The 25,007-nt window shown below is 45.1% G+C and carries 16 protein-coding genes; 4 read left to right on the plus strand and 12 right to left on the minus strand.

What is annotated here, in order from left to right; genetic code table 11:
- Positions 1-3: 3 nt before the first annotated feature.
- Genes JM642_RS11040 through JM642_RS11050 form a run of 3 tightly spaced genes read right to left on the minus strand, consistent with a single transcriptional unit; the run spans position 4 to position 3,150 of the window.
- A complete protein-coding gene (locus JM642_RS11040; RefSeq protein ID WP_203431786.1) occupies positions 4-1,701 on the minus strand; it encodes a SpoIIE family protein phosphatase in 1,698 nt (565 codons plus the stop codon).
- A 7-nt stretch (positions 1,702-1,708) separates the two neighbouring features.
- A complete protein-coding gene (locus tag JM642_RS11045; RefSeq protein WP_037429105.1) occupies positions 1,709-1,993 on the minus strand; it encodes an STAS domain-containing protein in 285 nt (94 codons plus the stop codon).
- A 14-nt stretch (positions 1,994-2,007) separates the two neighbouring features.
- Positions 2,008-3,150, minus strand: a complete 1,143-nt coding sequence (locus JM642_RS11050; protein ID WP_203431787.1) for a methyl-accepting chemotaxis protein — start codon at positions 3,148-3,150, stop codon at positions 2,008-2,010.
- Positions 3,151-3,581: 431 nt separating this feature from the next.
- Here JM642_RS11050 and JM642_RS11055 point away from each other — a divergent pair, with 431 nt between their 5' ends.
- Positions 3,582-6,293 carry an acetate--CoA ligase family protein gene (locus JM642_RS11055; protein WP_203431788.1) on the plus strand — a complete coding sequence of 904 codons (2,712 nt, stop codon included), beginning with the start codon at positions 3,582-3,584 and terminating at the stop codon, positions 6,291-6,293.
- A 335-nt stretch (positions 6,294-6,628) separates the two neighbouring features.
- Here JM642_RS11055 and JM642_RS11060 read toward each other — a convergent pair whose 3' ends face one another.
- Positions 6,629-7,660, minus strand: coding sequence for an isoaspartyl peptidase/L-asparaginase (locus tag JM642_RS11060; RefSeq protein ID WP_037429111.1), 1,032 nt, complete (start codon positions 7,658-7,660; stop codon positions 6,629-6,631).
- A gap of 120 nt (positions 7,661-7,780) precedes the next feature.
- On the opposite strand from JM642_RS11060, the gene JM642_RS11065 reads away from it, so the two are divergent.
- Together JM642_RS11065 and JM642_RS11070 are read left to right on the plus strand one after the other, a co-directional pair.
- Positions 7,781-9,637 carry an autotransporter assembly complex family protein gene (locus JM642_RS11065; RefSeq protein WP_037429113.1) on the plus strand — a complete coding sequence of 619 codons (1,857 nt, stop codon included), beginning with the start codon at positions 7,781-7,783 and terminating at the stop codon, positions 9,635-9,637.
- Positions 9,634-13,875 carry a translocation/assembly module TamB domain-containing protein gene (locus JM642_RS11070; RefSeq protein ID WP_203431789.1) on the plus strand — a complete coding sequence of 1,414 codons (4,242 nt, stop codon included), beginning with the start codon at positions 9,634-9,636 and terminating at the stop codon, positions 13,873-13,875. Before JM642_RS11065 ends, JM642_RS11070 begins: the two co-directional genes overlap by 4 nt.
- A 195-nt stretch (positions 13,876-14,070) precedes the next feature.
- Here the strand turns inward: JM642_RS11070 and rplY are convergent, their stop codons facing one another.
- Positions 14,071-14,358 carry a 50S ribosomal protein L25 gene (rplY, locus tag JM642_RS11075; RefSeq protein ID WP_037417983.1) on the minus strand — a complete coding sequence of 96 codons (288 nt, stop codon included), beginning with the start codon at positions 14,356-14,358 and terminating at the stop codon, positions 14,071-14,073.
- A 312-nt stretch (positions 14,359-14,670) separates the two neighbouring features.
- Between rplY and JM642_RS11080 the strand changes: the two genes are divergently transcribed.
- Complete coding sequence (locus JM642_RS11080) at positions 14,671-15,114, plus strand: hypothetical protein (protein WP_037417982.1); 444 nt, start codon at positions 14,671-14,673, stop codon at positions 15,112-15,114.
- On the opposite strand, the gene JM642_RS11085 is transcribed toward JM642_RS11080, so the two are convergent.
- From JM642_RS11085 to JM642_RS11115, 7 genes are all read right to left on the minus strand, one after another.
- The gene (locus JM642_RS11085; protein ID WP_037417980.1) at positions 15,065-15,613 is read right to left on the minus strand and encodes a DUF882 domain-containing protein; all 549 of its coding nucleotides are present in this window, start codon (positions 15,611-15,613) and stop codon (positions 15,065-15,067) included. The two genes, JM642_RS11080 and JM642_RS11085, sit on opposite strands and share 50 nt — an antisense overlap.
- 123 nt (positions 15,614-15,736) lie before the next feature.
- Positions 15,737-17,149, minus strand: coding sequence for a L,D-transpeptidase family protein (locus JM642_RS11090; protein ID WP_226770102.1), 1,413 nt, complete (start codon positions 17,147-17,149; stop codon positions 15,737-15,739).
- Between the two features lie 408 nt (positions 17,150-17,557).
- On the minus strand, positions 17,558-19,741 hold the full coding sequence (gene mdoH, locus JM642_RS11095) for a glucans biosynthesis glucosyltransferase MdoH (RefSeq protein WP_037417976.1): 2,184 nt from the start codon (positions 19,739-19,741) through the stop codon (positions 17,558-17,560).
- 23 nt (positions 19,742-19,764) lie between these two features.
- On the minus strand, positions 19,765-21,399 hold the full coding sequence (locus JM642_RS11100) for a glucan biosynthesis protein G (RefSeq protein WP_203431791.1): 1,635 nt from the start codon (positions 21,397-21,399) through the stop codon (positions 19,765-19,767).
- A 410-nt stretch (positions 21,400-21,809) separates the two neighbouring features.
- Positions 21,810-23,204, minus strand: a complete 1,395-nt coding sequence (locus JM642_RS11105; protein WP_037417968.1) for an ATP-binding protein — start codon at positions 23,202-23,204, stop codon at positions 21,810-21,812.
- Between the two features lie 109 nt (positions 23,205-23,313).
- Positions 23,314-23,973 carry a response regulator transcription factor gene (locus JM642_RS11110; RefSeq protein ID WP_037417965.1) on the minus strand — a complete coding sequence of 220 codons (660 nt, stop codon included), beginning with the start codon at positions 23,971-23,973 and terminating at the stop codon, positions 23,314-23,316.
- A gap of 9 nt (positions 23,974-23,982) precedes the next feature.
- Positions 23,983-24,885, minus strand: a complete 903-nt coding sequence (locus tag JM642_RS11115) for an FAD:protein FMN transferase (protein ID WP_203431792.1) — start codon at positions 24,883-24,885, stop codon at positions 23,983-23,985.
- Positions 24,886-25,007 lie beyond the last annotated feature (122 nt).

The following is a 25,007-nucleotide window of genomic DNA, read 5'->3' on the forward strand; positions in this document are numbered from 1 at the left end:
GCCCTATTCCATAACCACTTTAGTGATATTACCGGGAGAAATTAATTCATAGTGTTTACATAATTTTTTCACCAGTGATAAGCCTCGTCCAGAAAGTTCAGGATAATTTGAAATCGATTTATCAAAACCAGTAAATCCTTTGCCACTATCAGACACAGTGATCAACAGTTCATACCTGTCATTCCACGTTATGCTCACTTTTACCCAATCATTTGAAGTAAGCCTATCTGCGCAGCCATCTCTTATACTATGGTACAATTCAAAGCCTTCAGGATCATTTTTTAGTCTAGAGTCTAATTTTAGTACACCATGGTCGATAGCATTACTAAATAACTCGGCCACTACCGTAAATACTCTTTGACAAAAATATGTCGCAAAACCAAATGCTGATAAAAACTGATTGAGCATACTCAAGTAATCCGCATTTAGTAGCATAGGTCCTGATATCTTGATATCCCAATCAAACTCTCCATTCTTATTTGATAATAAATGCCTAACATCTTGAGAACGATACCAGTCATGAAGACGCTGAAAATCAAGAGTGCAAACACTAATATCATCAACAATATGCTTACCCAGAGAGTTATTATCAAAATTTTCTTTAAAAAAATAAGGCAAGGAGTCTAACTTTTCATGAAACAGAGCATTAAGTCGCTCCATACCAAACTGAGAGTTATCAAATAATGGCTGCTCAATTAATCCATCGCTATATAGACATGCATATCCTTCGTGCGGCAAATCAATCTCAACAATATCTGCAATAAATGTATTTGGCGGTAAAATTCCAAGCGCCATATTCGTTGACTTAAACACTTTATTTAGCCACGAATTATTATCTTGAGATTGATTATTATGTCTGAGGTGAAGAAAAACAGGCGGCATACCACCATTCCAAACATAAAGTTTATTACGAAATAAATCGGCTTCAAGAAGAATGCAGGCAACAAATCTATCATCTGGATTTTCGTAAAATAATTTTTCATTAAGCTCATAGATTAAGGTTACTAGTGAAAAGCACTTAGAAACCATAGCTTTAAATGTACTTGCCACTCGCATGATAGGCATGGCAGCAATAAGACCGTGACCTGTTGAATCAGCTAGCATAATGAATAAATTACCGTTAGGTGAGACACTATTTAACAAAATATCGCCACTAAAATTCGCACTTGCTTGAGAAAATGACTTTACAAAGTCAAATTGGCTATTATCAACATTCACTAAATGCTCAAAAATATGACGAGCCAGTTGCTCTTCTCTTGCTTTTTCATAGAGCATTTTTTCGAGTTCAACACTTTGCTGCTTAACTTTTTCTTGCAATCTGATACGTGTTAATAAAATTTCAGCTTTATACCAAAACAATTCCACATTAATAGGTTTAACAACAAAATCCAACACCCCCATTTTAAAGCAATCTAAAAATGCCTGAGGTTCTTTCCTATCAGTTACAACGACAACTGGAATTTCCTTATTCAATTGACGAAGATTTTCTAGCAATGTCAAAGCTGTACCATCGGACTGAAAGAAATTCACTAAAATCAAATCAATTCTGTTGATGGATATTTCAAAAAAAGCATCCTCAAGATTATCACAGATAATCACGTTATAACCTTTGCTATGAATAAAGTCACTGATAGACTGACTCACAACAGCATCATTATCGACAACCAATACAAAGTGATTAATTGCTGAGTGCTCTGACATAGCTAGATTACTCGATGATATAAATTTTCTGCATGTTGGCGATGGTTAATATCTCCTCAGCTTGACCATGAGCTCCTTTTACTGATGTCGACATGCCCTTTTCTTGAGCTTTTCGATATAGCAGTACCATCATGCCTAACGCTGAACTATCAAGATATAACACTCGGCTAAAATCCAAAATAATATGATTAACGTCCTTAAGAGTTAAGATTTGTTGATAGTCTCGTGTAAAATTTTTGTGGTAATAAAAGTCAAATCGCTCTGGCAAGATAATGGTCTGAATGTTTGACATAATATAATATCCATTTAAAAGAGTTCGATTTCGCCACTCGTTATTTCATTCCTTGATACGGGATTATGTTTTTCATTTCGGTGCCGACTCATTTTTTCAGTCACGTCTTCACCGGTAATTCCAAACTCCTCATAAGACATAGCTGTGACTTGTTTGAGCGATTCTTTTAAATGATGTAATGCTTGATTGGTGTGTGACAAACTTTGAGAGGTTATATCACTAAATTGTAATCCCCTTATCGTATCTGAAATTGCCGTTTCAAGTTCATGCGCCGATGAATCAATGCGCGCAATGACCTTAGAATCCTTTTCCGCCTTTACGATAATTTGTTTGAGTGCTGTATCAATATCTTTTTTTGCATCAATAATATAACTCATATCCTGTGCGGCAACTTTACTTACATGCTGGGTGAGTTGTTCAATCTGATTCTGAATAGATCTCAGTTGTTTTTGAATACTGTCACTAAATCCAGAACTGCGGTTAGACAATGCACGCACTTCATCCGCCACGACCGCAAAGCCTCTGCCCGCTTCCCCCGCACGCGCCGCCTCAATCGCGGCATTTAAAGCGAGTAAGTTTGTTTGAGAAGATATTTGATCGATATCCTGTAAGGCCTTCATCGCCTGCGGCATGGATTCGTAAATAAGGTTAACTTTCTCAAGCAATTCCATTGTTGAGGCAGACATTTCTATGGTGGATTGAATGAAGCGTTCTAACGTTTGCGACGTATTATTCGCAAATTGTTTCATCTGCTCGGAGTGAAATATTTCAGCATCATCGGTACTTTTTACTAGATCAGAGATAAATCCCGTTTGCTCAGTCATCAGCCGGCCTAAGCCATCAAAAGAATCTCCGAGTAAATTAACCGCATCTTCCTGAACCCGAAGGACATTATGGATATTATTTTCACATTCACTAACAGTCGCAATCGCCTCTTGGTATAAGCGTTGGTGCGTTTGCCAACCAAGAGCGACGCCATCCCGTTGTTCTACTTGAGATATGCTAGACACCACCGAAGATTGCTGCTGACGGTAAAATTGCCAACATAACATCACGGCAACCGCCAACACCGGACTGAGGAGCCAAAGGGTAATAGACCCCACCAAGTAACCTATTGCTATTGCAAAGACTGCGATGATGCCATCCATGTATCTCATAAACACTTCACAATAATTTATCCGTGTGTAAAAAGTAGTTTGAGATTCAGGGGTTTTCAAACAAATACGGAAAAATTTTACTTTGTTGAGGGCGTGTTGACATTTCTTGATTAGATTATCTTCGCTCTGGCAAGCTTATACTCTCGTAACACGTCGACTCAGATGACGAGAGGCAAGGAGTAGACGTTTGCCATCTGCTGCCTTGTAGCATTTGGCCACCAAAATCTCCGCAAAGCCCACAGGTTTTCGCTTCTGTAGTCAGAGATCTCGCTGTTACTAAAAATGTTTCATTAAAGATAAAAATATGATGTTTACCGCATTTAACTTAATGATTTACTAATAAACTTACCGCGCAATACCTGAATCAAAACTGTGCAGCCCCACGTGCGTAGGTTACACTGGCAGCGTCTTCGTCTGGGATGGGATCATTTATGAGTCAACGTACACTACATTCCTTATTTAAACCCACATCCGTTGCCATCATTGGCGCCTCTAATAGCGAGAAACGTGCAGGTAATGTGCTAATGAAAAACCTGCTATCCAGCGGGTTTTCTGGGCCCATCATGCCCGTTACGCCCAAATATCGCGCGGTTATGGGCGTGCTTGCCTATCCCAACATTGAAGCCTTACCGATAAAACCCGACCTCGCGGTGATTTGTACTCGTGCTAGCCGTGTACCCGCGATTGTCGAAACTCTCGCGCAATTTGGCTGTAAAGTGGCAATTATTATGGCTTCTGGGATGGCGCAGGAAGTCAACGATGATGGTGTAAGCTTACTCGACCTAGCCATGCAACATGCCAAACGTTATGGCATGCGTATCCTTGGTCCTAATAGTTTAGGGATGCTTTTACCGCCCTTAGGACTCAATGCTAGCCTTGCCCATGCGAGTGCCTTACCCGGCAAAATTGCGTTTGTATCCCAATCAGCGGCAATATGCACCACAGTGCTCGATTGGGCAAATAACAAAGGGATTGGCTTTTCGTCTTTTATTTCCCTTGGCGATGCCACTGATATTAACTTCGATGAACTGCTCGATTATCTCGGCCGCGATAGCCGTACCAGTGCCATTATGCTGTATATCGACTCAGTTAATGAGAAGCGCCATTTTCTCTCTGCTGCCCGAGCAGCCTCGCGTAATAAACCGATTTTAGTGATTAAATCGGGCCGCAGCGCCGAAGGCGTACGGGCCGCGAAACAACATACGGGCGGTATCGGTGGTAATGATGCTGTGTATGAAGCCGCCTTTAGGCGCGCGGGGATGCTGAGGGTAAATGATTTAATAGAACTTTTTGCGGCGGTTGAAAGCCTTGCCCACTCCAATCCACTGCAGGGAGAGCGATTAGGTATTATCAGTAATGGTGGCGGGCCCGCGGTATTAGCCGTCGATGAACTGATCCTCCGCGGCGGGAAATTAGCAGAATTATCCCCAGACACGCTTACTAAGCTTGATGCAGTACTGCCCTCGACGTGGTCGAAGCAAAATCCGGTGGATATTATCGGTGATGCGAATGCTAGCCGCTATGCCAATGCGCTCTCCATCCTAATGGATAGTGAGGAATTAGATGCCATTTTAGTATTGCATTCGCCCTCAGCCCTTGGTGAAAGTGTCGAGATTGCCGATGCCTTAATTAAAGTTATCCACGCGCACCCGAAGAAAAACCGTTTAAATATCCTCACCAACTGGAGCGGTGAAGACTCGGCCTATCAAGCCCGCAAACGCTTTACCAAGGGCGGCATCTCCACCTATCGCACCCCCGAAGGTGCAGTAGGCGCCTTTATGCATATGGTGGAATATCGTCGCAACCAAAAACTGCTACAGGAAGTGCCGCAGTCGATCCCCGACAATATTCCGACCGATAGCCAAACAGCGCGAAAATTGCTGCAAGCGGCGCAGGCCAAGGGTAAAGCGGTACTCGAAACCCATGAAGCCAGCCCGATTTTGCGCGCCTATGGCCTCAATACTATCGACACTTGGTTTGTCAAAGATGCTGATGAGGCCGTCGCTATTGCCAATGAGGCGGGTTACCCCCTTGCGCTCAAGGTGCAATCACCCAATATTTTGCATAAATCCGATGTCCATGGCGTCATGCTTAATCTCACCTCGGAGGAAGACATTCGCCATGCCGCGAATGCAATTACCCAGCGGGTACACCAAGCCAATCCGGACGCCATTATCGAAGGCATGATAGTACAAAAGATGGCACTGACTGCGGGCGCGCAGGAAATCCGTGTCGCCGTGATAAGCGATCCCGTGTTTGGCCCAGCCATCTGTTTGGGTGAAGGCGGCTCAGAATGGGATCCGACTCAGGATGCGGCGGTTGCTTTGCCTCCACTCAATATGGCGCTGGCCCGTTATATGGTCATCCAAGCCCTAAAAACCCATAAGTTAAAAGATCGGCATTTGCCACTAGGGCTTGATATGAACGCCCTATGCGTGATGCTGACGCAAATATCCCACATAATTATCGACTGTCCTGAGATTGCGGCGCTGGATCTCAACCCTGTACTGGCGGCGGGGGAAAACATTACCCTGCTCGATGTGAATATCCGTCTACACGATGCCAATACGGATAATCCCTCACGACTTGCCATCATGCCCTATCCCAAAGAGTTAGAAGAATTTGCCGAGCTAAAAAATGGCCTCAGAGTGATGCTTCGCCCCATTCTTCCCGAGGATGAGCCTAAACATTTGGCCTTTGATAACTCCCTCTCCGATGAGGACAGATATAAACGCTACTTTGGCGTACGCTCGAAAATGACCCACGAGGAAATGGCGGTATTGACTCAAATCGATTATGCCCGCGAAATGGCCTTTATCGCTACGGCCAAAGGGCCCGATGGCGATGACATTACCTTAGGCGCGGTAAGGGCCTCCATCGATCCCGATAATACCGAAGCAGAATTTGCTATGGCGGTACGGGGGGATCACCAAGGCATTGGGCTAGGTAAACTGCTGCTTGAAAAATTGATTAAATACTATCAAGCCAATGATACCCCTGTGCTTACAGGCTTTACCATGTTTGAAAACCGCAATATGGCAAGTCTTGCTAAAAGCCTAGGCTTTAAGGTGACCTTCGATATGGAAGAACATCTAATCAAAATGCATATGGACCTCAAAAGTAACAGCCCTGTCAATTCATGAGATATCTAGGGTGTTTTGACGTTTTAGGGTTATTTTTGCAGCAATTTGGCGGGCGTTTATGCAAGGCAAAGTCCGTGTAGTTATTCTACATAAACGGACGATAATGCGGCAGAAACGCCCGCCAAATGCTGCCGCAAGGGTTCGACTTACTTCCTGCCATAAGAGCCGCTCGTCATTTGAGTAGAATAACGACACAGCATTCCTCGTTTCGCGAGCACGTGCAGCCGGAACGAGCAACATTTAATCTTGAAACGTCAACACGCCCTAATGTCTTACAAATAATAAGTGCCGCTTATGCGGCACTTATTATTTGTGATGATCGCAGGTGACTCACATTATTGGTCCTGCCAAATCATTACCTGTGCGGGTTCACCATTGGTGCGGGTTGCACGGTACATCCCCTCAGTATTAAAGGGGGTAGCAACATTGCCTCGATGATCAACCGCAATCACCCCACCAGAACCGCCCGCCGTGATAAGACGTTGATTAATCACTTCATCCGCCGCTTGAATAATGGATTTTTGCTGGTATTTCACCTTAGCGCAGATATCGCCCGCCACTTGGTAGCGAATAAAAAACTCACCGTGACCCGTTGCAGATACAGCGCAAACGCCGTTTTCCGCATAAGTGCCCGCACCAATCACTGGCGAATCCCCGATCCGGCCAAAGCGCTTAGCCGTCATGCCGCCGGTGGATGTCCCCGCCGCTAAGTTTCCGTTTTTGTCTAAAGCGACTGCGCCAACGGTGCCAAATTTATAATCGAGATCTTTCATCTCAATACCTGCAATTTGCTCGGACTTTTCAGCCGCCTGCAATTTTTGTCTGGCATCGAGTAATTGCTGATAACGGGCATCGCTATCAAAATGGCTGTTAGGTACCAGCGTAAAACCTTGAGTCAAGGCAAACTCCTCAGCGCCCGCACCCGAGAGCATCACATGCTCGGACTTATTCATCACCGCTATAGCTAAATCGATAGGATTAGCAATATGGCGTACACCTGCCACAGCGCCTGCATTCATGGTTTTACCATCCATGATAGAGGCATCTAACTCATGACCACCATCATAGGTGTAAACCGAACCGACACCGGCGTTAAACAATGGGCTGTTTTCCAATACATTGATGGCTGTTTGTACGGCAAGTATGCTATCGCCACCCTGTTCTAATATTTTTGAGCCCTTATCGACGGCTTCTTTTAGTTTATCTTTATAGGCTTGTCGCAGTTCAGGCGTGAGATTGGCTTTAGAAATCGTGCCTGCGCCACCGTGGATCGCAATGGCAAAAGGTTTTTCATTCGCTTGGGTATTTTGTGACATAAAAAGTGCACTCGAGAGAATTAAACTAAAGGTGGCTAATTTTATTTTCATTATTTACATCCCCTTAAACAGTAACGTCCTTTGTAACCATTTCAATGACTAATTTCAATCATCTCCTTGCCTGTTAACGCTATTCTGGCGACAATGAAGTCACATCACAGGGACTATAAAGTGCAGCGATTCTTGCAAATTACCTCATTATCTTTTCGTCTTCATTTGCTACTGAGTCTAAGTTTAGTGGCATCAGCGACTATGGCCGCTGATAACTTTTTAACGCTTTCAGTCAATGGGGTCGACGAAGCCCTGAAGCGTAATATTCTCGCCCACTTAGGTGCAATGCCTGACTCCGAAGTGCAGCGCCGAGCCTTCTTATTTAATGTGGAAGACAATGTTACCACCGCCCTAGAGTCTATGGGGTATTACCATGGAGAGTTGGAGGAACATTTAGTCGAGAAAGAGAAAGGTCCTTGGGAACTCAAGCTTACGGTCAATGCAGGTGAACCGGTTAAAATTCAATGGGTCGATATTAATTTTTCAGGCGAAATGCTTGACGACCGAGCCTTCGACAAATGGCTTGCTGAGGTGAATATTAAGCCCGGTGATACGCTAAACCACGGCATATATTCGGATGTCAAATCTCAACTGGTGACGCTCGCCCTCGCGCGAGGCTATTTCGATGGCGAATTTACAGAATCACAGATTAACATCAACCGCGATTTAAATACCGCCCAAATCAGCCTGCATTTTAACTCTGGCGCACGTTACCATTTTGGCCAAGTCAGTTTTGAAGGTCACACCTTAGAGCCGGATATTCTCACCAAACTTATCCCCTTTAAGGAAGATGCGGCCTATTCGACTCGCAGAGTCAGCGCCCTTAACCGTCAATTGCTGGATACGGGTTATTTTTCCAATATTAAAGTGATCCCACAGCTCGATCAGGCAAAAGATAATCAACTGCCCGTCAAGGTAGAGTTGACCGATAAAGCCAGCCATTCCATCGAATTAGGCTTAGGTGGTGATATCGGCCAAAGCGCAGATAAGACCTTCGATCCTAGGGTGCGTGTTACTTGGCGAACCCCGCAGATCAATAAATACGGCCATTCCCAAGAAACCAGTTTGGAGTGGTCGCCAGACAGACCCAAGTTTTTAACCACTTATACCATTCCACTGACTCATCCTTTGGACGACCAACTGAAGATCCGTTTAGGCTTACTGCGGGATAAATATGGGGTTACACAAGTTTACGAGCCTGAAAATCGTGATTTTCGCAACACAGGGCAGCTAGAAGCGACCAAGTATTTACTCGGTCTATTAAGACAGCAACGGCTGGAAAATCAATGGCTCATGAGCTATTCCCTCGATGCCATTCGTGAAGAATATACTCAGTCAGATATCAACTACAGCCCGAGTTTTTACCTTGCGGGGATTAACTTTTCTAAAACTACCCGTGGCGATAACACCCTCGATCCCAAATCCGGTTTTAGGCAAATATACAGCCTAGATTATGCCGATCCTTATCTCGGCTCAGAAACACGCCTTGCCCGCTTGCAGGCAAAATTTAAGTGGATTGACACCTTTTTTGATAACCACAGAATCGTGGCCCGCATGGATTTAGCCGCCAACCTTGCCAATGAAAATGAGTTAGCCTTGATCCCACCATCACTGCGTTACTTTGCAGGTGGTGACCAAACCATTCGCGGCTATGGCTATCAAGAGTTAGGCCCTTATCTGGACTATATCGATGCCGATGGCAAGGTCAATCGGGAGGTTATCGGTGGCCGTTACTTAATGGTTGGTAGTTTGGAATATCAATATTACGTTACACCAACATGGCGGGTTGCTACCTTTGTCGATGCGGGTAACGCTTTTGATAACAATCAGTTTGAGCCCGTTATCGCCGTAGGTGGTGGTATCCATTGGATATCCCCCATCGGCCCAATTAAGTTGGATTTAGGGGTAGGTTTGAAAGAGACAGACACTATCGACCGCTCATGGCGTATTCACTTAACCATGGGGACAGAATTATGAGTCAGCCCCCAATTCATGAGCCCGATACATCCGCTCAACATGAAAATCAAACGCATGAGCCACAAACTGTGGAACAAAACCCAACTTGTGTTCCGCCTAAAACCCTAAAGCTGCGCCTATGGCAAATATTTAAACTCTGTACGCGCATTATTGTTTACGTCCCCTTAACTCTCTTGGTGATGATGGCATTACTGCTGGGGACTGAAATTGGCTCACGGATCAGTGTCGGCTTAGCCGATAAATTTGTGCCCGATCTGGCGCTCACCTACACCTCTGGCTCCTTAAATAAGGATCTCACCTTAGCCCACGCCAGTTGGTCGATGGAAGGGATTAACGTTGAGCTCAAGGATTTACATTTCGCGTGGCAACCCACGTGTTTGCTACAAAAACAGCTGTGCGTGAATGCTTTAACGGCGAGCCAAATCGATGTCAATATCGATACCGAGGCCTTAAGCTCAGGTTCCACTGAAGCCGACGCTACCCCCGAAAATGATGAGCCGAGTGAACTGGTTCTGCCCTTTGGGATAAAGCTCGACAGCGCCGAACTGAACAACATCAATATTGCGGTCGATAAGATGCGCTTTTCGGCCAATCATATTCAGACCGCCGCGACTTGGTTTACCGAAGGACTGACAGTCGAGCAGCTTAGCAGTGAAGGCTTGGCTGTGTTAATTCCTACCGAAGACAGCCCTGTGCTAGACACACAGGCCACAGATCCTCAAGGCGCAAGTATTCAAGTCACAGATACTCAAATCACAGGCACACAAGTCACTGACACCAAGGCAGCCGAGACAGCTGCAACTGCAAAAACCACGACCGCAGCGGCGACAACTCAGCCTGAGACCAAAAAATCAGCAACCACAGTGGCGACAGCAAGTGCTAAAGCTTCAGCGGATAAGCCCATTGCTAATAAGGGAGCTACGGCGCAAACGCCAGCGAATACCCAGGCTGAAAAGCAAATTGATAAAAACGCCGATAAGCAAACATCTACAGAGGAATGGGCACTTGCCCATTTGCCGCAGGTGTTTATGCCTTTTCCGGTGGATGTAAAACAACTTAGCTTAGACAACAGCCGTTTGCAGATTGGGCCACGCGAAGATCTGTTTAGCCATATTGAGCTTCAGGGGCAATTTGCCAAGTATCAGTTAACCCTTGATAAACTGCAACTTGTCCACAGTTATGGAGATCTTTCTGTGGTGGGCCAACTCGCCCTCGAACAGGACTATCCGCTCGCGCTTGAGGTTAAGGCCAATGTGACTCAGGTTGCCGAGTTACCGGAGCTGACACATCAACAATTAAGCCTCACGCTTAGCCAAAGTGTCGGACAACTCGGTATTCAAGCCCTTGCAAAAGGAGATGTCGATTTTAGTCTCAATGGGCAATTGACCCTGAAAGATCCCACGCTTCCCTACAAGGTCAAACTGGAGAAAGCCCGCGCACAGTGGCCACTGCAACATGCCGAGTATCTCGTCAGCGATCTTAACCTCGACAGCCAAGGCTCACTCACGCAACAAGCCGCGACGCTCAAAGGAAATGTCACCACACCTTTTCATAAAGTGTTAGCCATTAGCGGTGAAATCCATCATCAAGATGCGAAACTCGATATTAAGCAGTTTAATGCTAAGGGCGAGCTAGGTTCGATCGATGTGACCGGTGAACTAGATTACGCTACGGCGATCAATTGGAAAGCCAAGGTATTGCTCGATAACCTGAAATTACAGGAAATCACCCTGCCAGAAACGGCAAAGACGCCAGAATCAACGCCAAATAAGGACACGAAAACACCGAGCACAAATACCGATAAGGCGATGCCTGCAACTGCAAGCAGCAGCCTGCCAAACAGTTTAATCTCTGGACAATTACAGACCACGGGACGTTTGTTAGATAAACAGTGGCAAGTTGCTCTAACGGACACTCAACTGTCGGGCTCCTTGCAGGGATATCCATTTGATATCACCGCCGATGTCAGTATCAACGATAAACTGTATATCAGCGCCAAAGGGGTCAATGCCAAGGTACTGGGTTCCACCTTAACTTTAGCGGGAGAAACCAACAAAACCTGGAACATTGAGGGTAAGCTGCAAGTCCCCGATTTTGGTTTATGGCTGCCCCAAGCCAGCGGCCAATTGCAGGCCGATATCAATGTCACTGGGGATGAAAAACATCCACAGCTTGAGTTAACCGCGCAACTGGTCGATCTGGTGCACCAAAATATTAAGCTGAGGGAATCCACGCTCAAAGCCTACTATAAGCCTTTGGATGCACACGAATTTGCCCTATCGCTCAAGTCTAAGGCGCTACAACTCGGTTCACAGAATCTAGATACCGTCACCTTTGGCAGTAAGGGCGATATTCAAAATCAAAAACTGACCCTAAGTGCCACTGGGGATTTGGGGCTCGAGCTAGGCGTGACCAGTCAATACGATATGAAAAAATCTCGACTACAAGCTCAAGTGAATAAAATTAACTTGGCAACCCCTGTTGGTCGCTGGGAAATAGATAAAGATATCCTTGTTGCATGGGATCAAAATACAACCAAAGGCAATGTCAGCCCCTTCTGTCTAGTCAACCCTAACAGTAAGATTTGTTTAGATAATCAAATCTCGCTAGGTAAAAAAGGCGAGGTGCAACTAAGTTATGCTGGTAATCTTGGTAAACTTTTAGCCCCAGTATTACCAAGCAATATGGATTGGGATGGTCGCTCTTCGCTATTGGCAAACTTTGCTTGGACCGCAGGGCGAAAACCCACGGCGAATGTCGATTTTAACTTCGATCCCGGTAGCATCAAACTCAAACGCGCCAAAAATCGCGAAGTCACCATTAAATATCAGCAACTTGCTTTAAAAGCTAACTTAGATGCCAAACGACTAATGTCGTCTATCAACTTTGAGTCACAGGACGTGGCAAGCTGGCAAAGTGAACTCACTGTTAACGTGACGCCTGACCGCGCGTTGTCGGGTTATGCCAATATCAAACAAATTAACCTTCAACCTCTTGGCGAATTTTTCCCACAGCTCAATACCCTAGAAGGCTTACTGACTAGCAAATTAAACTTTGCTGGTACCCTAGATGCCCCCGAAGTATCGGGTAATGTTTCGCTCACTCAAGGAGCTCTTGCACTGACAGCGAACCCTACCCTTATCAATAAAATTGATCTGTCGATGGATCTTGGCGGTCAGCAGGCATCCCTTAAAGGTCGCTGGATGATGGGCAATGGTTTAGGCCGAATTACGGGACAAATGCGTTGGCCTCAAGGGCTGTTTAGCGGAGAACTTGCCGTCAAAGGCGATAAACTGGCGGTGATCCAACCACCACTCGCACTCTTAGATGTATCGCCCGATCTCACGATTGCTTTTAGCAGCCAACAACTTGAAGTCAAAGGCGTAGTCGATGTTCCCTCGGGTAATATTAAGATAGTGCAACTGGCTGAGGGTGGTGTAGCCTTGTCAGAGGATGTCGTTTTCAATGACTCTATTGCCGCCGCGCAACCTAAAGCCAGCCCCTATGCCATTGTGGCCGACCTGAATATTAACGTTGGCAACGATCTTAAAATCGATGGTATGGGCCTCAAAGGTAAGCTACAGGGAACCTTAAAACTTCAGCAACAGGCGTTTCGCCCCCCCCTGTTATTTGGAGATATTAAGGTCAAACAAGGCAACTATAAGTTTATGGGGCAAACGCTAAAAATCCGTACGGGTGAAGTGCAATTTGTAGGCCCACCTTCTGTCCCTAATTTAAATATTGAAGCAATTCGGGAAATTAAGAGCGAAGATCTGGTCGCGGGAGTGCGCGTCACTGGTACTCCCACTCGGCCGGTGGTCACCCTTTTCTCTAATCCGGCCAAGGAACAAGCCGAAATTCTGTCTTATATTATTAAAGGCAGCGGGTTCAACAGTACTAATAATGAGCAGAACAACTCCTTGATGATGGGAGCTGCGCTGGGACTCAGTGCTCAGGTTGGTGGCGGTGGCGCAATTAATAATATTGGAAATACAGCAGCGGGCATTATCGAAGAATTTGGTTTCTCTAACGTGCAACTCGATACTAATGATGAGGGCCGTGTTGCCATCAGTGGTTTTATCGGTGATAACCTTATGGTCAAATACGGTGTTGGCGTATTCAATCCTGGATATGAGATGACTGTCAGATATTACCTGTTATCCCAACTCTATCTTGAAACAGTATCCGGTACCTTAGGGCAATCCCTCGATATCTATTACAATTTCAATATCAAGTAGTGCTTGGCTAGCACGCAGACACAATAGTGGGCTACATGCCGATGATGATATTGACGCTGTGCACAGGCAAAATGATTAAACACCAGCAATTGTTTGATGGGTAAAGTCACTTAACTTGCAAGCATCAGAGTTTGATGAGTGAAAAGCAGCCACAAAAAAAGCGCCATATAGGCGCTTTTTGCTTCAATTACGCAATTAAGCGTAAACGAAGTCAACGTGTTCAATGATTGGCTTGAACGCGTGGCGTTGCATAGCTTGTGCACGAACGCCTACTTCTTTGCCATCTAATACGATAGTCACTACAGAAGTATAGAAGTCAGCGTTAGCTTGAATGTTGATGATATCTTTGTGATCAAAAACAATAGAAACTGGCTCTTTGCCTGCGCCATAAATAACGGCAGGAACTTTACCTGCATGACGTAGGCGGCGGCTCGAACCTTTCCCTATTTCAGTGCGGGTTTGTGCTGGGATAGTGTAAGACATGTGTTTCTCACTTAAATTTAGAGTAAAAAATATCACCATTCTCGACCAATGGTGACTCATATAAAGCGCGCGCATACTAACACAGTTACTCAGCAGGTACAAGAACAGCCAGACTCTGAATGCAATGGGGTAATAATGGGATATCGTTATCAATTAACAAGAGTATTTATTGAATTGGGAAACTTGTTCTAGCGCTGTTACATAGGCGAAACACCTTTGATCTGAATCGAAAAACACGCGATCTTGATCACACTTAAGCCATTCGATGCCTGTTAAGCTCGAGCAAATTTTGCCACTTCAGCCTTGTAAAACATGTGTCACGAGCTGTATTTATTGCAACAAGAAAATCGACTCTCCTGCCAATTAGCCCGTGAACTGGTCTCACTCATTAAAACTGTCCCCTATCAGCAGACCACGATAGAGTTAAAATTGCTGGAACTGCTCGCCTGCACACAACAAAAAAACCGCAGTTTACTCATGCTAATGCAGATCTGTGAATCACCGGCAGTTGAGAGCCAAAGACTAAGACAATTTAAGTTTTCACAAAGTCTGAATAAGCAGGTTAGTGATTGGCAGCAACACCGTGAGATGAATAAACTGGGACAAGTTTTTTTGCCGCTACTCGAGTATTACTTACAGGACATCCAAACGCTAGAGCTGCAATTTTATCAGCAGCTCTCATTAAACACTGAGCAAAAGATACAAACTACCAATGCCGCACAGGACCGCAGTCAACGTGCACAAAACCAGACTTAGGATAATAGCCTACGCCTCCTAGCTTAAGTGATAAAGCCGCATCTCTGATTGTCTTTAATTTGACCCCAGGGATCGCAATATCCATTGCCATCCCTTGCATATGGTAACTTTTTTTAGCTACACCACCACTTTTACCTGCCAACATCGCATTGGTTTTTGGTGAGCGGTAACCAGAAATCACATGGATTTCATTATCAGTATTTAACGTCGTCTTAAGCGTATAAAGCAGATCAAATAAGCGTTTATCCATCGGTGCTGTTACATTTTGACGGTGATCTCGCAGCAAGTGGCTAAAATCGGCCAACACTTCATTCTGATAATGGCCATCGACCCAATAGCTACCGTTGTTATATTCACCCGTATGGCGATTATACAGGCTAAGCTCACGCACACCTTTGGTTGAACGGCTCGCTATCGCTTTGGAAGGAATTAAGGAACACAATGCCACACCACTGAGGCCTAACAACAACTGCCTACGGGCAGGACAAAGTAAGGTCACATCATCACCTTCTGTTCGTTTTTTGGACACTGAGAACGCAAATTATCGTGAATTGCCATCCAGATCAAGTCTTGATCGACATGCAAGCAATCAGATTAAAAAATCCTTCAAAAGTTCAATCAATTAGAGCATGTTAAAAATCGTTGCCGAAACCACATAACTCAGCTCACTCTCCTGCTGGTAAATGTCATTCCGATATTGCACTTCCCCAGCGTCATCAAGCCATACCGTCCAATAGACAATAAATATGGGCAACTTATCAGACAAGGAAAACCATTGGGATTGGGTGATATCTGAACTTAATTTATCCCAAAGACGCTGATCATTGACTAAATGGCTCTTAAACCAGCGTGCTAATTCTTCAACCTTCTCGACCCGAATACAGCCCGATGATAAAGCTCTGTTAGCCTTTTTAAAGAGACTTGGCTCAGAAGTTCCATGCAAATACACACTAAAACTATTGTCGAAATGAAATTTATAGCGGCCTAAGGCATTTTTGGGTCCTGGCCGTTGCACCAACTGATAAGGAAAATGCGATGAAGCGAGTACTTGCCATTGTTCTGCAGAATGCTCGGCGCGCTTACCATCATAATCGTAAGCATCAAATTCTCGTTCAGTAAGATAATGCCCATCATGGCGAATATGCGGCAGGATATCACGTTGAATAATCGTGCGTGGCACTCGCCATTCAGGGTTCATCACAACACTGGAAATTTGACTTTTTAATAAAGGCGTTGGCCGCGATGCTTTACCGACAATCACTTTAGACTGTAAAGTCACCTTCCCTTCTTCAACTAACTGGAGCTCAAATGCTGGAATATTAACCAGTAGGTAGCGTGCTGGTAACTGTGGTGTCAATATCCACTGTCTCAGCATATTTTTCGCCAGTAACTTAGCCCGAGTATGGGGCGATTGGTTAAGCCAGTAAAGGGTTTGTTTCCCTATTACACCATCTGCTTGTAAGCCGTGTTGCTGCTGGAATTGCTTAATGCTAGTCACTAGTTGCTCGTTATAAAGCATCCCATTTTTAGCCTCTTCAGCAGATACGATACTGGGTTCATTTGGCAGAAAGCCTAATACAAAAAGTCGCTTCGCAATTGGCAAAATCAAAGGACTTTGCTGCCCAGGAGTGAGTTTCTCTTCCTGTGTTAACGTATCCCATGAAGTCATGTTCTCTAACCTCATGAGCTGTTTAAGCGTAAAGAGCACAGCTCGGTAATGAGTGTCCTGTTGAGTAAATACCTTACTGATACAAGGTTCAACACATTCCGCTTGCTGATCGAGGTAATACCAATAGCGTTCAAGTTGTTGGTGCATCTTAAGCAGTTCGGCTTGTTCATCAGTACTCAAGGGCCGATGTTGCCATTGGCTGAGTTTTTGATAATTAGCTCGAAATACCGGACTGACATCGGCAAGATCAAGCAACAATGTCTGATCGAGTAGTTGTGTAATAGAAATGTCTAGCTCTGTAGAACCATGTGTTAGTTCGGTAGACTCAGCGGCTTGTGGTGCACTCGAAACGAATGTAAACACCATCAACAGCGCTTTTAAATACCATTGAAATGTGCAACACCCCAAGCGATAACACCGCGCAAAACGAGTCACAGACACCATAGACATCTCCCTTTGACAACAGTAACTTAGGCAGGTTAAGAGATGGATAAATGCAATCAATACAGCAAAAAATCAAATGCCTAATCTCAAACTGCACTTTGCGCTGAAAACAAGGCAAATGTACGCGTAAAAAACGAGCTTATAGCAAGTCAATTCAATCCAGTAAGTCGTGCAACGAATTGTTTGCGATACATTTATTATCCGGATCGAGATTAGTATTAAGATCACTATAGCTGAAGCTGTTCGTAAAATGCAGCTCACTATCGACCTAAAACAAAAATGCCACTGATCATCAGTGGCATTTTTACTATTTAGCGTAATAGAAAGTAATTAACAGAAGGAAACCAGATCCTCTGGCACAAACTGTTCTGGTAGTTTTTGCAAACTCCGCAGCATTAGCGGATTAGCCAGCACTAAAGCCATTTCCTGGCGATTAAAGAGTGCTAAGGCACTTTGCTGACACTGTGCTTCATGTACTTTGACGTGCACAATGGCTTCAACTGGTTCAATCGGCGTTCCGGCGGCACGTAGTGGCTGTTTATCAACCATGGCTAAGTGAAGCTCCATCAGCGCAGGATCTTTCAGTAATTGTGCTAATGTCCAAGGCTGTTCAATATGCGCTTGGTAAGCCGCACGCGCTTCTTGTGCCCGAATACAAATAGGCGCAGGACTGCGTTCTTCTGGAGTGGCGAGGATCCCAATACGTTTGAAAAACTCCCCAATTTTAATCGAACCGGTCCAAGCCGAAATGGGCACCGCTAACCACAAACCAATCAAGGCGGGGCTCATCCACGCGAGCAATGTTAAGGAGTCCAAAATCGCGGCATAACCCAACATAACACCTGCAAGCATATGCCAACGGTGGCGATAAATCAGGGTTAACCAAGGCATGCTACCATCGTCACGGCGCTGTGGAGACCAACCACTATCACGCCCCATCAGAATCGACATTACCGCACCACAGTGGATGAACATCATGATTGGCGCGATCAATGCTGAGAGAATGACTTCAAATAGCACACTGAGCATCGCTTTAATGCGCCCGCCTACGCTGCGGGCAAATTTGCCATCTTTTAACAGCAACAACACGCCAAAGATCTTCGGTCCAAATAACACCACCATAGTAATATAGAACAGTCTCAATGCCCTATCCGAGTCCATGATTGGCCAAGTTGGGAATAATGAGAACTGATCGGTGAAGTACTCTGGACGAATAAAGTGGGCCTGCAAAGCGAGCATCAACCCCGTTAAAATCAATAACAACCAAAATGGCGAAGATAAATACGCCATAATACCCGTCATTAAGTGCAGGCGACTAACCCAATGCAACCCTTTAGTTGGCAGAATACGTGAGTGCTGCAAGTTACCCTGACACCAACGACGATCGCGTACCGCTAAGTCAACAATTGATGGAGGGCATTCCTCGTAGGAACCGGGTAAATCGTATGCAATGACCACACTCCATCCGGCACGGCGGATCAATGCAGCTTCAACAAAGTCATGGCTTAGGATATGACCACCAAAAGGTGGCTTACCCTTAAGATTAGGTAAACCCGCAGCGCCCATAAAGGCTTCAGTCCGGATAATAGCGTTATGGCCCCAGAAGTTACCTTCTTTTTGCACCCACCAACCAAGACCAGTACCGATCACAGGACCATAAATGCGTGCAGCAAACTGCTGCAAACGCGCCATTAAGGTGGTGCCATTGATCAGTGATGGAATCGTTTGAATAAGACCCGCATCAGGATCAGCCTGCATCCGCTGCGCTAAGCCCGTGATAGTGGATGACTCCATCAAACTGTCAGCGTCCAGGACTAGCAAATGATCATAACGCGAGCCCCAACGACGGCAAAAGTCCGCTACGTTACCCGCTTTACGTGCGACGTTTTTACGGCGGCGACGATAATAAACACGAGAATGTTTATGGGTTTCTTGGCGAAGAACTAAAAACGCTTGTTCTTCTAACAGCGCAATTTCAGGATCGGTAGTATCACTTAAGATAAACCAATCAAACGCATGCCCATGACCCGTTTGCGATAATGCTTCAGCCATCACAGATACCGCTGAAAATACCCGGTCAGGAGATTCATTATAGGTAGGCATTAAAATCGCAGTGCGCGTGTGCAGCTCAGTCTGTGCAAGCTCGTTTGGCTTAGGCTTTTTCAACAGGAGGAAAAAGCCAGCAATTCCACTACAAAACGCCAATGCAATCCAGCAGAAGTTAATCGCAAACAACGCCAACATCAAATATTCGAGGGGAGTAATCCCTCCAATACTGAAAACTGCGCCCATTTCATAGATAGCAAAGGCCGATAGTAATAAGGCGCCACCAACAACAAACACCCGACGGGAAACCCGTGAACGGACTCCATTTGCCACAGTGCTACGGCGTGGAAATCCTTCAGGCATTTGGGTTAAACTTTGGGGCTCCATAGCGCCAGGCCTTTCATTAGGCATAGCGCTACCACCCACGAGTACTTCAGTCTCAAGTACCGAATTCTCGGATACAGTCATATTATGTTGCTCCGTCATGGACCTTAAAGCGTCCAGCGATAGAGCCAGGTTTCAACCTGACGCGGTGTAGAGAACTTGAGTTCAGCACGCAATTCGATAAGTTCTTTATCTTCGGGCTCTAACTCAAACGCGAGGCGATAACCATTGTTTGCCGCATTACGCGCGATGACAACATTTGAAATTACTCCACCAGAAGATTCAACCTTCGCGAGTGGTAACTCATCAGGCATAGCGCCATTTAGATGATAATCAACGACAAACAAACGTCTAGGGGTCGCTTTAGCAATGTCAGCACGACCACTTGCAGTACGACTTACCACGACAGAATTGGTTTTCGCAACTGGTTCATCGCCCCAGCTCATGCGGTAAGCAAAGTGATATTCGCTACCAGCAGGAATAGGCTGACGCGGCTTCCAGAAGCTCACAATATTATCATGAATTTCTGATTCTGTTGGAATTTCTGTCAGAACAACCGCACCTTGTCCCCAGTTGCCCACAGGCTCAATCCATAAACTTGGACGACGCTCATACTGGGCTTCAAGATCCTGATAAGAGGCATAGTGACGTTCACGCTGTATAAGACCAAAGCCTTGTGGTGAGTTATCAGAAAACGCACTCACCTGCAATTGACGTGGATTTGCCAATGGACGCCATAGGTGCTCACCGCGGCCGTTGAACATCAATAAACCGTCTGAATCATGGACTTCAGGTCTAAAGTCATCGGTATCGTGGCGACCATTTAATGAATGCAGGAACATGCTGGTGCTAGGTGCCAGTCCAACTTTATTTAATTCGACACGAGGGAATAAGGTCGCTTCAACGTCGATTTGGGTGTTATCACCTGGACGTACCGAGAATCGGTATGCACCTGCAACACTCGGGCTATCGAGCAACGCATGTACCACGATCAGATTACTGTCGTAGGATGGACGTTCAACCCAAAAAGCGCGGAAAATCGGAAACTCTTCACCTTCTGGATCAGCAGTTTTTAATGCTAAACCACGGGCAGATAAACCATAAGAGTTACCTTTACCTAAGGCGCGGAAATAACTCGCGCCTTGGAACACCATCAACTCGTCAAAAATGCCATTAGTGTTTAATTGGTTATGGATACGAAACCCTGAGTAGCCGATGTCATCATTAGGTAATGCTTGAGAGATAACCTCACCCGCAGTGAAATACTTAGGCTCATAAGCTAAGTGGGTCGCTTGGTTTGCTTCAACGATGGCAATTTCAATTAAATCTTGAAAATAAAACCCGCGGTGAAACATTTGCATTTGAAACGGTAAACCTTGATCGCGCCAAATTGACGATACTGGGTTAAAACGAATATCACGGTATTCATCATAGGTTAACTTAGCAAGACCAGCAGGCAGTGGATCTTTTAACACTACATAGGGCTTAGAGGCCAATTTACGCGCCAATTTCACCACAGTTTCACCATCAAAGGTGCCTGTTTTGGTGAATCTTACTTGCGTTTTGTTTGCAGGCTGAGCAGTTGCCTTGGGTGGACTCACCACGGGCGTGGTAGGTTTATTCTCAACAGGCTTGGTCTCATCAGCAAATGCAGTGCCCGAAAAGGCGAACGCCGCGCTAAGCGCCAGTGAGCAAATGAGTGAAGAAGGTTTAAACGATTGGCAACGCAACAAGCTAACCATAGGATAGGTAACCTAAAAATAAACTAAGAAATCAACGTTTTTTATATGTACAGTGACATTTTTTTATTGCGGTTTGAGCGAAAAAAAACACCGACTGTTACACATCGCGAAAGATATCAGAAGGAGTAAAAAACTCATAAATAAAGATGCAGTTAACTCCCTTTGCACAATACTATTTAGCAATATACTTATACCTTTAAAGAATATCAAATTCGAATTAACATACCAAATTGATCTTTAAAAGTTACAAAGGCTAATAAAGTGCTGCCAAGTTCGCAGAATGAACATAAAATCAGTTAGTTTTACAAACTGGCCACCGACAATAATCTTAGGTGATAGTCGCTAATATGCGAGCCTAAGCATACAAAAAGTGATTCAGAGAGAGACTTCATTGACTTACACTCTTAACACTATCGAGGCAAAAATAGGCTGACGACTAAACCAGTCTCTTCACGGGGAGTGATGGTTAGTTGGCCTTGGTGTAAGCCAATAATATGCTGACAAATGGATAATCCCAATCCCGCACCTATACCTTCATTTTCATTGACACGGTAAAAACGCTCGGTGGCATTCGCAATTTGCTCACTTGTCATCCCTTGACCACGGTCGGCGATCTTTATTTCAACGCCTGTGGTGGTTTGCGCTGCACTAATACTAATTTCAGATTCTACTGGGCTGTATTTACAAGCATTTTCGATAATATTCTTTAAAACCACCAGCATATAAAAACGGTCACACATAATGGATAATCCGGCATCCACGTCAATATTCCACTCATATTCAGTGATCAGGGGCATCAGTTGGTTGAGCGTATCCTCCACCATAGATAACAAGGTATGGGATTGCACATTCAACTCGGCAATCGAATCGACACGAGCGAGCAACAATAATTGTTCTACTGTATGGCTCATGTGCTTAACACCAGCATCAATCGCGGCAAGGTGGATATGCTGAGCAGGTTCATCTGCGACTAATCCCTCTAACCCCTGTTGATGTAACTTAATCACAGATAATGGCGTTTTTAGCTCATGGGCGGCATCGGCACTGAAGCGGCGCTCTCTGGCAATGAAGTGTGCAATACTGCTGATATACTGATTGAGTGCCCGTCGAACTGGCACTAATTCCTTAGGTAATGACATAGCTAACGGTGTGAGATCGTTCGGTGAGCGTGCCATTAATTCCCGTTCAAGGGTTTTTAGCGGCCGAAATAGAATATAAAACAGTAAACTGACGATAAACAGGGTTAACGGTACCACAATTAATGGCACTATTACTGCGTTATGCATAATTTGCGAAACCAACTCTTGGCGCACTTCATCCTGCTGAGCCGTGATAATCCACACTTTATATTTAACAGAAAAAAAGCTGAACACATGCCACAGCTCCCCTTCGAATACTTTTTTACTATAGCCCTGCACAAATTTAGTGATCGGCTCGCGCCCAATATTGTCTGAAAAAACCAACGCCTGCCCCGCTTCACTCCAGATCTGAAACGCCAGTTTATGTTCATAGGCAAGCTTAAGTGCGTCAGCCTTTTCAGCAAAGCTACTGACTTGACTGTCCGGAACGTGGAGAACTTGAGGTTGTGATTGGGGAAGCTTAAAATCGGCTTCTTCATGGTAGAACAACTCGAGCATTTTTGCGGTTTGCAACATTTGAGCATCAAATAACTCTTCAATTTGATGCTTCGCATCACGAGTGCTAAACCAGCTTGAAATCCCTACTGAAACCGAAATCCCCGAGAGCATTAGCAAGGTTAATAGCAAGCGTAAAGAGTACACATCCAGCACCTTGAGTCGATTCAACCCGTTATCCCCGTCGTTTGTATGAGTGTAACCTGTCTTATAAAGCAGTTACTTCATACCGATAAACGTCGAGTTTGTCACTTAAATCCTTGCATAAATTGCAAGATGGCTAATTCAGTTCCGTAAGGGTGTAGCCAATTCCGCGCACGGTCTTAATTAACTCATTAGCTAATTTTTTACGTAAATGATGAATATGTACTTCGATTGAATTACTGCCCACCTCATCCCAGCCATAGGTGAGTTGTTCAAGCTGATTACGGGTTAACACTCGACCAGCCGACTGAGCAAGTTCGAGTAATAATTGAAATTCTCTGCGTGAAAGGGGCACATTTTGATCGCGAAAAATCACTTCTCGCGTGTTGAGATCAATACTTAATGCACCAATATTTAAACTGTTATGGTCTAGACCATATTGACGGCGCACAATTGCCCTTATACGTGCCGCCAACTCACGCACATCGAAGGGCTTACCTAAATAATCGTCGGCTCCGACATCTAGGCACTCTAATTTAGTATCAAAATCGGTATTCGCGGTCAGCACTATGGTGGGAATCGATACACCCTGCGAACGCCATGTTTTAAGGAGTTCTTTACCATTACCGTCGGGAAGGCCTAAATCAAGCACAATAGCGCTAAAGGTTTCATTTTTTATTCCCACTAACGCCTGCTGATAGCTACTTAAGTGATCCACCTGCATGCCCATTTTGGCAAGGTTGAGGCAAATTCCCTGGGCCAGTAACTCATTATCTTCCACTAACATGATACGCATGATGATGCCCTATCGAAAAAGACTAAACTGAACCGATTGCTCGGTTAAAAAGGCTTCTGCCTGCTCACCCTGCAACATTGCCATGGTGGCGAGCATTCCCGCGGTAACGCAATTGGGTCCAAGAACGGTCACCGACCGTGGCGCACCGCGTACAGGATATCCGGTTCGTGGATCAATGATATGCCCATAACGCCTGCCATCGACCTCAATAAAACGCCTTGTGTCACCACTCGTCGCTAAAGCACCTTGTGTAATAGCGAGCACTTTGGCTGCACAATCAAGGCGATGCGGATCTTCAATCCCCACCTGCCATGGGACTGAATGCGCTACAGGACAAGCAATATCACCGCCAAAATTCACTAATACCGAAATCTTAGGGTAGGATTCCGCCAGTTCATAGGCCACGCTGTCAACCGCGTATTCTTTTGCAATCCCCCCCACATCAAGTTTCATACCCGTGGGGATTTTTAGCTCGTGTGAATTAAATTCAAGGCGTTCAAATCCCACGAAAGATCGCGCTGCGGCGATATCAGCCATTATGGGCAGAGTGGCGTCCGGAGTAAAACGCCACACTTGCATCAATGGACAAGCAGAAATATCAAATAGCCCGCCACTAAGCTCAAAACATTGTTTTGCAAAGGATAAAAGTTGCCAGGTTTCTTCATCGATGGTCACTGGTTTGCCTTGAGCATGATTCAACTGCCACAGGTAATTACCTTCAATAAAACGGCTGTATTTTTGCTCGATGCGAGACGCCTCCCGAGCTGCCATATCGAGCATATCGTAGGCAATACTCTCATCATGACTGGCAATGAGTAACTCGCATGGGCTGGCCATTGCCCTAAATTCCCCCAAGAATCCCCAATCACGGCGCAGGAGTCGATATGGCGCACTTGGAGAAAATGATGGCATTTCGCATTCCTTATGGTGGTGCTTAATGTGGCTTCACCGATGACAGGTTTAAATACAAGTCTTACATACAGGAACTGGGCAACTCAGTTGCCCAGTTCAAACCGTAATAACGTGAACTAATT

The organism is Shewanella sp. LZH-2, assembly GCF_016859145.1.
GTDB classification, from domain to species: domain Bacteria; phylum Pseudomonadota; class Gammaproteobacteria; order Enterobacterales; family Shewanellaceae; genus Shewanella; species Shewanella xiamenensis.

What these genes read in the sequence shown, in the direction of transcription:
- JM642_RS11045 (WP_037429105.1), bottom strand. Translation starts at nt 1,993, where the DNA reads ATGTCAAACATTCAGACCATTATCTTGCCAGAGCGATTTGACTTTTAT.
- JM642_RS11070 (WP_203431789.1), top strand. Translation starts at nt 9,634, where the DNA reads ATGAGTCAGCCCCCAATTCATGAGCCCGATACATCCGCTCAACATGAA.
- JM642_RS11100 (WP_203431791.1), bottom strand. Translation starts at nt 21,399, where the DNA reads ATGGTTAGCTTGTTGCGTTGCCAATCGTTTAAACCTTCTTCACTCATT.
- mdoH (WP_037417976.1), bottom strand. Translation starts at nt 19,741, where the DNA reads ATGACTGTATCCGAGAATTCGGTACTTGAGACTGAAGTACTCGTGGGT.
- JM642_RS11055 (WP_203431788.1), top strand. Translation starts at nt 3,582, where the DNA reads ATGAGTCAACGTACACTACATTCCTTATTTAAACCCACATCCGTTGCC.
- JM642_RS11115 (WP_203431792.1), bottom strand. Translation starts at nt 24,885, where the DNA reads ATGCCATCATTTTCTCCAAGTGCGCCATATCGACTCCTGCGCCGTGAT.
- JM642_RS11110 (WP_037417965.1), bottom strand. Translation starts at nt 23,973, where the DNA reads ATGCGTATCATGTTAGTGGAAGATAATGAGTTACTGGCCCAGGGAATT.
- JM642_RS11040 (WP_203431786.1), bottom strand. Translation starts at nt 1,701, where the DNA reads ATGTCAGAGCACTCAGCAATTAATCACTTTGTATTGGTTGTCGATAAT.
- JM642_RS11080 (WP_037417982.1), top strand. Translation starts at nt 14,671, where the DNA reads ATGTGTCACGAGCTGTATTTATTGCAACAAGAAAATCGACTCTCCTGC.
- rplY (WP_037417983.1), bottom strand. Translation starts at nt 14,358, where the DNA reads ATGTCTTACACTATCCCAGCACAAACCCGCACTGAAATAGGGAAAGGT.
- JM642_RS11050 (WP_203431787.1), bottom strand. Translation starts at nt 3,150, where the DNA reads ATGAGATACATGGATGGCATCATCGCAGTCTTTGCAATAGCAATAGGT.
- JM642_RS11090 (WP_226770102.1), bottom strand. Translation starts at nt 17,149, where the DNA reads ATGGTGTTTACATTCGTTTCGAGTGCACCACAAGCCGCTGAGTCTACC.
- JM642_RS11060 (WP_037429111.1), bottom strand. Translation starts at nt 7,660, where the DNA reads ATGAAAATAAAATTAGCCACCTTTAGTTTAATTCTCTCGAGTGCACTT.